This is a genomic window from Mesorhizobium sp. M5C.F.Ca.IN.020.29.1.1, assembly GCF_003997375.1.
Taxonomy (GTDB): Bacteria; Pseudomonadota; Alphaproteobacteria; order Rhizobiales; family Rhizobiaceae; genus Mesorhizobium; species Mesorhizobium wenxiniae.
On the sequence record NZ_RZSW01000268.1, the window covers coordinates 1 to 8,109 of the forward strand.

Genomic DNA, 8,109 nt, shown 5'->3' on the forward strand with positions numbered 1-8,109 from the left:
ACTTTTGGCGAGGCCGAGAGGGGCGCCGAAATGGCTGATCAGGCGATCCAGCTTAATCCGAACTACCCGTTGTGGAGCACCAGGTTGTTTGCCCACGCCTATTTTGTGGTCGGCCGCTACGACGACGCGCTGCTAATGATGGACCGGTTGGCGCCGGAGAATTATGGGATCTGGGGATGGACATATCGCCCCGCCGCGCTGGCGGCGGTTGGGCGTACCGAGGAGGCGAAAACCCTGATCAGCGAGACCCTTAAACGGTTCCCCGACCTGACTATCGAGGGAAGGGTGAACGAACCTCTTGTCAACACAGATGCGGACCGCAAGCGTCTCATGGAAACCATGCGCCTTGCCGGTTTCCCGCCCTGCGCCAGCCCCGAGCTACTGGCGAAGATCGACAAACCGGTGCGTCTTCCCGAGTGCCTTGCAAACTGATGGTCGTTGTCGGGCGTTGGCGAGTTGGCAACGGCGCTCGCGATGCGCCACGCGGCAACGGCGAGGCGCGGGGAACGAGCTGCTACGGCAGTTCAGCCTCAAGGCGATCGAAGCGGATCCGAACGCCCAGTTCGGCTATATCGGGATGGCCTGGTCCCTATCGCAATGACGCAGTTTTCTGGCACAAGCAGGAAAATAGCCCCGACGAGGCGTTGAAGCACGCCGCCGAATACGCCGACAAGGCTCTCCAACTCGCTCCGGACGATGCCAACGCGCATTATGCCGGAGCCCGCATCCATACCGAAGCCGGAGAGGTCGAGCAGGCCATTGCGCGGTACGATCAGGCGATCGCCCTCAATCCCAGTGCCCTCGAATGTCCTCGCCGGCAGTGCATCCCCGCTGCTCGTTGTCGGCCGAATCGACGAAGCTATCGATCGGATCAAGCAGGCGATGGGCATCGATCCTTTCCACCCTGATGGTACCACTGGGACATGGGCTGGGCGCTCTGGGAAAAGAACGATTGCGAGGCCGCGCTGACAGCGATGCGGAAAATGTCCAGAATCCCGAGCGGCGCACACCGAATGGTTGCGGGGATCCACGCTTGTCTGGGAAACCAGCGGGAGGCAAAGGAAGCGCTTGCGGTTTCCCTCAAAGACTCGCCCGGCGACTCCATCAGCCAACAACGCAAGCAGTGGGAGAAGAATTACACCGCTCCCGGGACCCTCGAGCGCTGGATCGGACACATGCGGTTCGCGGGCTTGCCGGAGTGACCGCGTATGCGGCCCGGCAGAAGACCGATTGGCCGCTACCTTTGAAGTCTTAGGGCGTACGAGCGCTGATTGCGCTCAATGTAGGGTCATCCTTCGCAAGGAACATTGAGTGCGGGAAAGTCGGCAATCGGGCCGACTTGCGCCATAATGCGCTCGCACCCGAACTTCTGGAACGGGTCAAAATCGGTATTTCGTCTTCGGTACCATCAGGTTTTCAACACTATTGTCTATTTCGCGCCGAGCCTGGCCAGCACGGCCTTGGGGATGTTGTATTCCCGGATCACTGCGTCGTGCTTGCGCAAGCCGCACAATTCGCGCTGGATGAAATAGCCGTGGACGGCCTCCGCCGCGTCCCTGAGCAGCCGGGCACGATGTTCGCCATCGTCGCCATGTTCACGCAACCTCGCCAGCGTTTCATCCACGCGGCGGCCGGCACGGCCGAGCGCCGCCGCCTTTTCGCCGAGAATTTCATGGCCGAGCAGGTCGAGCGCGCTCTCCTGCGCTCCCGACCGTCCGAAATTCGATGGCACCGACATGCTCCACTCCGGTTTTGCTGAATCCTAGGCCTACTCCGCCGGCCGCGTCTCCTCCAGCACGCTCTCCTCGTTGAACAGGAAGCCGCCGGACTGCCGCTTCCACAGCCGCGCATAGAGCCCGTCGAGCGCGACCAGTTCGTCATGCGTGCCTTGTTCGACGATACGGCCGCCGTCGAGCACCACCAGGCGATCGAGTGCCGCGATGGTCGACAGCCGATGCGCGATGGCGATGACAGTCTTGTTCTCCATCAGCCTCGCCAGATTTTCCTGGATGGCCGCCTCGATGTCGGAATCGAGCGCCGACGTCGCCTCGTCGAGTATCAGGATCGGCGCGTCCTTGAGGAAGACGCGGGCGATCGCCACGCGCTGGCGCTGGCCGCCAGACAATTTCACGCCGCGCTCGCCGACAAAGGCCTCGTAGCCCTGGCGATCACGATTGTCGCGCAAATCGAGGATGAAGTCGTGCGCCTCGGCCTTCTTTGCGGCCGCGATCACCTCGGCGTCGGTTGCTTCGGGCATGCCGAGCTTGATGTTGTCGCGCAAGGAACGGTGGAAAAGTGCGGTATCCTGGCTGACGACGCCGATACTGGCGCGCAGCGAATTCTGCGTCACCTTGGCAACATCCTGCCCGTCGATGGTGATCTTGCCGCCCTCGAGGTCGTAGAGGCGCAGGATCAGATTGGCGAGCGTCGTCTTGCCGGCGCCGGATGGCCCGACAAGTCCGACCTTCTCGCCCGGCCGCACGACAAGGTCGATGCCGTTGAGCACGCCGAACCCCTTGCCGTAGTGGAATTCGACCTTCTTCACGTCGATGCGGCCGCCGACCACGACAAGCTCCCTGGCGTCGGGCGCGTCGGTCAGGCCGAGCGGCTGCGAGATCAACGCCTTGGAGTTTTCCAGCACGCCGAGATTCCGCAGGATGCCGTTGAGCTGCATCATCAGTCGGCCGAGCAGCATGTTGAGCCGCAACACCAGCGACAGCGTGAAGGCGACGGCGCCGACGGTGATCGAGCCTTCGACCCAGAGATAGACCGCAAAACAGGCGATCGCGGTGATCATGATACCCGACAGCGTCGTCAGCGCCATGCGCACGCCGGTCAGCCTGCGGGTGAACGGGCGTAGCGCCTCGAGATAAATATCGAAACCGCTCCTGATGTAACGGTCGTCGCCATCGGCCGAGAACAGCTTCAGCGTCTGCACGTTCGAATAGGAATCGACGAAGCGGCCGGTGATCATCGAACCGGCCTCAGCTGTCTGCTCGGCATGCTTGCGGATCGCCGGCAGATAGCGCTTGGCCAGCCAGCCGAAGGCGGTGACCCAGATCACCACCAGCACCGCCAGCCTGAGATCGAGGCCGGCGACCAGCACCAGCGTCGTCACCGTATAGACGATCATGAACCAGACGACCCCGATGAAGCTTTCCATCAAATCGCCGGTCGCCTGGCCCGCCTGCCAGACCTTGGTCGCGATGCGGCCGGCGAAATCGTTCTGGAAGAAGTCGTAGGATTGGCGCGAGACATGGCGGTGCGCCTGCCAGCGCACCAGATTGTAGAAGCCGGGGGTGATCGTCTGCTCGTCGACCAGCGCCGCCAAGCCGACGACGATGGTGCGGACGACCAGCACCACGGCGGCCATGAAGACGAGTTCGGGACCGGCGGCGGTCCACAGCGCGTCCCAGCTGCGCTCGCCGGGGAGCTGGTCGAGAATGTCGACCAGCCTGCCGACGAAGTAGAACAGTCCGGCCTCGACCAGCGGCGCGATACCGCCGATGACCAGCATGGCGAAGAAGGCGACCTTCGCCTGGCCGACATAGTGCCAGAGGAAACCGCTGACGCTGATCGGTGGCCGAAGGTCCGCGGGCTCCCTGAACGGATAGACCCAGTTCTCGAACCAGCGATAGACGGCAAACATCATTCGGCGGCCATCATTCTGCTGCCCTCATTCTGCTGCCATCATTCTGCTGCCATCATTCTGCTGCCATCATTCTGCTGCCATCATTCTGCTGCCCTCATTCTGCTGCTTGACCCTTGATGATGGCATCGTTGGCGGCGGCACCGTCGTCGAGCAGGAAGCCGCCCGACTGGCGCTGCCAAAGCTGCGCATAGAGCCCGCCGGCGGCGATGAGTTCCTCATGCGAACCTTCCTCGATGACGCGGCCCTTATCCATGACGACGAGCCGGTCCATCGCCGCGATGGTCGAGAGCCGGTGCGCGATGGCGATGACGGTCTTGCCCTGCATGAGCTTGTAGAGGTTCTCCTGGATCGCCGCCTCGGCCTCCGAATCGAGCGCAGAGGTCGCTTCGTCGAGGATGAGGATCGGCGCGTCCTTCAGCATAACGCGGGCAATGGCAATGCGTTGCCGCTGGCCGCCGGACAATTTGACGCCGCGATCGCCGACATGCGCATCGAAACCCGTGCGGCCACTGGCGTCCGAAAGCCTTGATATGAAATCAAGCGCCTCGGCGCGGCGAGCTGCCTCGACCAGCATCTCGTCGCTGGCGTCCGGTCGGCCATAAAGGATGTTCTCGCGCACCGAACGATGCAGCAGCGAGGTGTCCTGCGTGACCATGCCGATCTGGACGCGCAGCGAATCCTGCGTCACCGCCGCGATTTCCTGGCCGTCGATCAGGATCTTGCCGCTCTCGAGATCGTAGAAGCGCAAGAGAAGGTTGACCAGCGTCGACTTGCCGGCGCCCGAGCGGCCGACGATGCCGACCTTTTCGCCCGGCTTCACCGTCAGCGACAGGCTTTCGATCACGCCCTTCTGTTTGCCGTAGTGGAAGCGGATGTCCTCGAAACGGATCTCGCCCTTGGTCACGGCAATATCCTTGGCCCCAGGCATGTCTTCGACGAGGCGCGGCAGCGAAATCGAGCTGATGCCGTCCTGCACCGTGCCGATATTCTCGAACAGGGTGGACATTTCCCACATGATCCATTGCGACATGCCCCACAGCCGAAGCACGAGGCCGATGACCAGGGCGACGGCGCCGATCGTCACCGCCTGGCCGAGCCACAGCCACAGCGAAATCGCGGTGACCGAAAACAACAGCAGCGAATTCAGGATGTAGAGCAGGCCGTAGAGCTGCGTCACCAGCCGCATCGACCGATAAACGGTATCGAGAAAGCCGGCCATGCCTTCCCGCGCGAAGGACGCCTCGCGCCGCGCATGCGAGAACAGCTTGACCGTCTGGATGTTGGAGTAGCTGTCGACGACGCGGCCGGTCATGGTCGAGCGCGCATTGGCCTGCTCCTCGCCGACCTTGCCCAATCGCGGAATGAAATAGCGCAAGAGCAGGATATAGCCGGCAAGCCAGATGGCAAGCGGTGCCGCCAGCCGCCAGTCGGCCGAGCCGACAATGAACAGCATGCCGAGGAAATAGACCACGACATAGTTGAGCACGTCGATGAGCTTGATGACGCATTCGCGCACGGCGAGCGCCGTTTGCATCAGCTTGGTCGCGATGCGTCCGGCGAACTCGTCCTGATAGAAGGCCATCGACTGCTTGAGCAGGTAGCGATGCACCTGCCAGCGGATACGCATCGGATAGTTGCCCATCAGCGTCTGCTGGTTGAGGAGCGCATGGAACCAGACCGTCGCCGGCAGCGCGAAAACCACGATGAAAGCCATGCCGGCGAGCTTCCAGCCCTCGGTCTGCAGAAATGTCTCGCGATTCTGCGCCGACAGCCAGTCGACGATCCGGCCCATGAAGCCGAACATCCACACCTCGGCAAGGGCGATAGCCGTCACCAGCGTCGCATCGACAGCGATGTAGGGCCAGGCGCCGCGCGTATAGTGCACGCAGAAGGCGATCAGCGTCTTCGGCGGCTCGACCGGCTCCTCGGCAGGGAACGGATCGAGCTTTGTTTCAAACCAGCGGAACATTGTCTTGGTACTCATATGCTTGTTTTCGCTCACACGGCGCGGAGCGCGTGGCATCCTTGGGGCGCGTAGCGCCATGGGATCGCGTGGCGGCAAGGGCCGGCGTCCCGGAATCACTCGGGCCGCCGGTCCTGCTTCGCGCAATATAGGATGTCGCGGGCTTTTCGCCGACAGGCTCGCTTGACGATCCTGACAGTGCTGTGTCGACGACCCGGAGTTTTGCGCTGGTTTTTGCGCTGGGCCGGATCAGCCCGATGATCCGGCGCACCAGCGACGGCCGGCTGCGGTCGGGAACCGCGCGCGAGAAATCGACGTCCGGCAGCATGCCGCGATGTGGGCGCCGGCGGGTCTCGGCGTGAGCCGCAGACGAATAGGTTTCGCCGATCAAAAGCGCCCATGTCGCCATCCTGTGCTCGTGCAGGCTTCTTGAACCGGGAATTTTGCAGGGATCGAACATCGGTCCGTCCTCCATGTGAAAATACAGAAAAAAGTCCGCCCTGTTCGCGGGCCAATGGCCGGCGAAAGGCAGGGATTGAACAGAGGCGTGTTCAGGCGGGGCGTTCAGCCCCTTCGACAGCTTGAAAAACATCGCAGGATTCCTTCGAAGGCCGAAAAGGGTTTCGGCTAAGAATCGGTGCGATCGAAGTCTAAAAGGTCAGGAGAATCGTCGTACCGAAACCGCCGGCAGGCTGGTAAGCCCACAAGAGGGGCGCTGGATGTACATAATCATCATGAATTACCCCTCCATCGGTTCGGGTTGACAATGCCCGGCGTATAATCGACTTCGCAGAAAATGACCACCCGCCAGTCCAGCAATTTCCAAAACCGCGAGCCTGCTGTGGCCGATCTGCCACTTATTAGAAGGATTCGGAAATGAACACCCGTCTCCGCATCGCGCTCTACCAGCCGGATATCGCCGGCAACACCGGAACAATCCTGCGCTTCGCCGCTTGCCTCGGCCTCGGCGTCGACATCATCGAACCGGCCGGCTTCCTGCTCTCCGACCGGGCGCTGAAACGGGCCGGCATGGACTATCTCGAACTGGCGGCTCTGACCCGGCATGTCGACTGGCACGCCTTCGAGAACTGGCGCAGAGGCGAAGCGCGGCGGCTGGTGCTGCTGTCGACCAGAGCCGCGAACGCCTACACCGATTTCGCCTTCGCCGACGCCGACATTCTTTTGTTCGGCCGCGAATCCGCAGGCGTGCCGGATCCTGTCCACGAGGCGGCAGATGCGCGACTGATCATCCCGATGCAGCCGGGCGCGCGCAGCATCAACGTCGCGCTGTCCGTCGCCATGGTGGCCGGTGAAGCGAACCGGCAGCTCGGATAGCATTCGCAGACCCTCAGTGGGCGCAGCGAACACGGCCGCTTTCTGGCCGACGAGCGCACCCTCTTTTGTCATTGTCACCCAGGCGCACATCGCCTTCTCCTGCGGTTTGCATGTCCAGGGTTTCTTCGTTACAAGCTCAACTTAACTTGAGGTCAAGCGGAAAATTCGAATGGCGGTGACGGAACTGACGGTCGGCCAGGTGGCGACGCGAAGCGGGGTGGCGGTATCGGCGCTGCATTTCTACGAGGCGCGCGGACTGGTCCGCAGCCACCGCACATCAGGCAACCAGCGGCGCTACGGTCGCGACGTGCTGAGGCGTGTGGCGATCATCAGGATCGCGCAGGAGGTCGGCATCTCGCTGGCCGAGATCGGTGCTGCACTTGAATCGCTGCCTGAGGGCCGCACACCGACGCGCGAGGACTGGAACCTGCTTTCAACGGCCTGGCGCGACCAGCTCGATCAGAAGATTGCCCAGCTGAAGAAGCTGCGCGACGGGCTGACCGACTGCATCGGCTGCGGCTGCATGTCGATCGACAAGTGCCCGCTGCGGAACAAGGAAGACCGATTGAGCGCCCAAGGCCCAGGAGCAAGGCGGTTGTTGGTCGCTCGTTAATCTGCCGCCGGCAATCGCCTGATGGTGAACTCGATGACGTCGCCCGGCCGCTCGAACCAGCTTTCGATCTCGGTCCAGTAGGCCTGCTTGGGAAAGCGCTCGAACCACTCCTTCGCCTTAAGCCGCGCATCGGAGCGCGGCAGGACGAAGGTCTCGCGCAGGAACCCGTCGCGTGGCATGCGCTCGCGATTGGCGCGCGAACGGTCGAGCCTCTTCTTCAGGCCATCCAGCGGCGGTCTTGCCGGGGTGCGCACGAAAGAACTCCATTCACACTTGACCCTTGCACCTAAGAGATTAGGGATCGCGGCCGGAAAAGACGAGTCATTTGTCGGGGTACGCGCCCCACAGCCGGAGACAGCATTTGCAACGACCCGAAATACCGGCGGGGCTGCCGGCCGACATCGAACAGAAGAAGATGAAGGCGCGGCTGTGGTTCGAGACGTTGCGCGAGCGCATTTGCGCCGCCTTCGAGCAGATCGAGCAGGACCTGCAGGGGCCGCAGGCCTCATGGTCGCCCGGCCGCTTCGAAAGGACGCCGTGGGAGCG

Annotated in this window: 8 protein-coding genes and 2 pseudogenes; 5 read left to right on the top strand and 5 right to left on the bottom strand. The window is 62.6% G+C overall.

Annotation, left to right across the window (positions count from 1 at the left end):
• Nucleotides 1-432, top strand: a pseudogene (locus EOA85_RS20560) (adenylate/guanylate cyclase domain-containing protein); the annotation flags it as partial.
• 491 nt (nt 433-923) lie between these two features.
• A complete protein-coding gene (locus EOA85_RS20565) occupies nt 924-1,202 on the top strand; it encodes a hypothetical protein (protein ID WP_127210964.1) in 279 nt (92 codons plus the stop codon).
• A 227-nt stretch (nt 1,203-1,429) separates the two neighbouring features.
• On the opposite strand, the gene EOA85_RS20570 is transcribed toward EOA85_RS20565, so the two are convergent.
• From EOA85_RS20570 to EOA85_RS20585, 4 genes are all read right to left on the bottom strand, one after another.
• Nucleotides 1,430-1,738, bottom strand: a complete 309-nt coding sequence (locus EOA85_RS20570; RefSeq protein WP_127210965.1) for a DUF6665 family protein — start codon at nt 1,736-1,738, stop codon at nt 1,430-1,432.
• A gap of 30 nt (nt 1,739-1,768) precedes the next feature.
• Entirely contained in the window at nt 1,769-3,652 is a 1,884-nt protein-coding gene (locus tag EOA85_RS20575; protein WP_127210966.1) for an ABC transporter ATP-binding protein, read from the bottom strand.
• Nucleotides 3,653-3,746: 94 nt separating this feature from the next.
• Nucleotides 3,747-5,621: an ABC transporter ATP-binding protein gene (locus tag EOA85_RS20580; protein WP_127210971.1), complete on the bottom strand. Its 1,875-nt coding sequence runs from the start codon at nt 5,619-5,621 to the stop codon at nt 3,747-3,749.
• Nucleotides 5,605-6,075: a hypothetical protein gene (locus EOA85_RS20585; RefSeq protein ID WP_245485901.1), complete on the bottom strand. Its 471-nt coding sequence runs from the start codon at nt 6,073-6,075 to the stop codon at nt 5,605-5,607. Before EOA85_RS20585 ends, EOA85_RS20580 begins: the two co-directional genes overlap by 17 nt.
• A gap of 416 nt (nt 6,076-6,491) precedes the next feature.
• On the opposite strand from EOA85_RS20585, the gene EOA85_RS20590 reads away from it, so the two are divergent.
• Together EOA85_RS20590 and soxR are read left to right on the top strand one after the other, a co-directional pair.
• Entirely contained in the window at nt 6,492-6,950 is a 459-nt protein-coding gene (locus EOA85_RS20590) for a tRNA (cytidine(34)-2'-O)-methyltransferase (protein WP_127210968.1), read from the top strand.
• Nucleotides 6,951-7,119: 169 nt separating this feature from the next.
• Nucleotides 7,120-7,563, top strand: a complete 444-nt coding sequence (soxR, locus tag EOA85_RS20595) for a redox-sensitive transcriptional activator SoxR (protein ID WP_127210969.1) — start codon at nt 7,120-7,122, stop codon at nt 7,561-7,563.
• On the opposite strand, the gene EOA85_RS20600 is transcribed toward soxR, so the two are convergent.
• Nucleotides 7,560-7,817, bottom strand: coding sequence for a hypothetical protein (locus EOA85_RS20600; protein ID WP_127210970.1), 258 nt, complete (start codon nt 7,815-7,817; stop codon nt 7,560-7,562). The two genes, soxR and EOA85_RS20600, sit on opposite strands and share 4 nt — an antisense overlap.
• Nucleotides 7,818-7,924: 107 nt before the next feature.
• Here EOA85_RS20600 and EOA85_RS20605 point away from each other — a divergent pair.
• Nucleotides 7,925-8,109, top strand: a pseudogene (locus EOA85_RS20605) (coproporphyrinogen III oxidase); the annotation flags it as partial.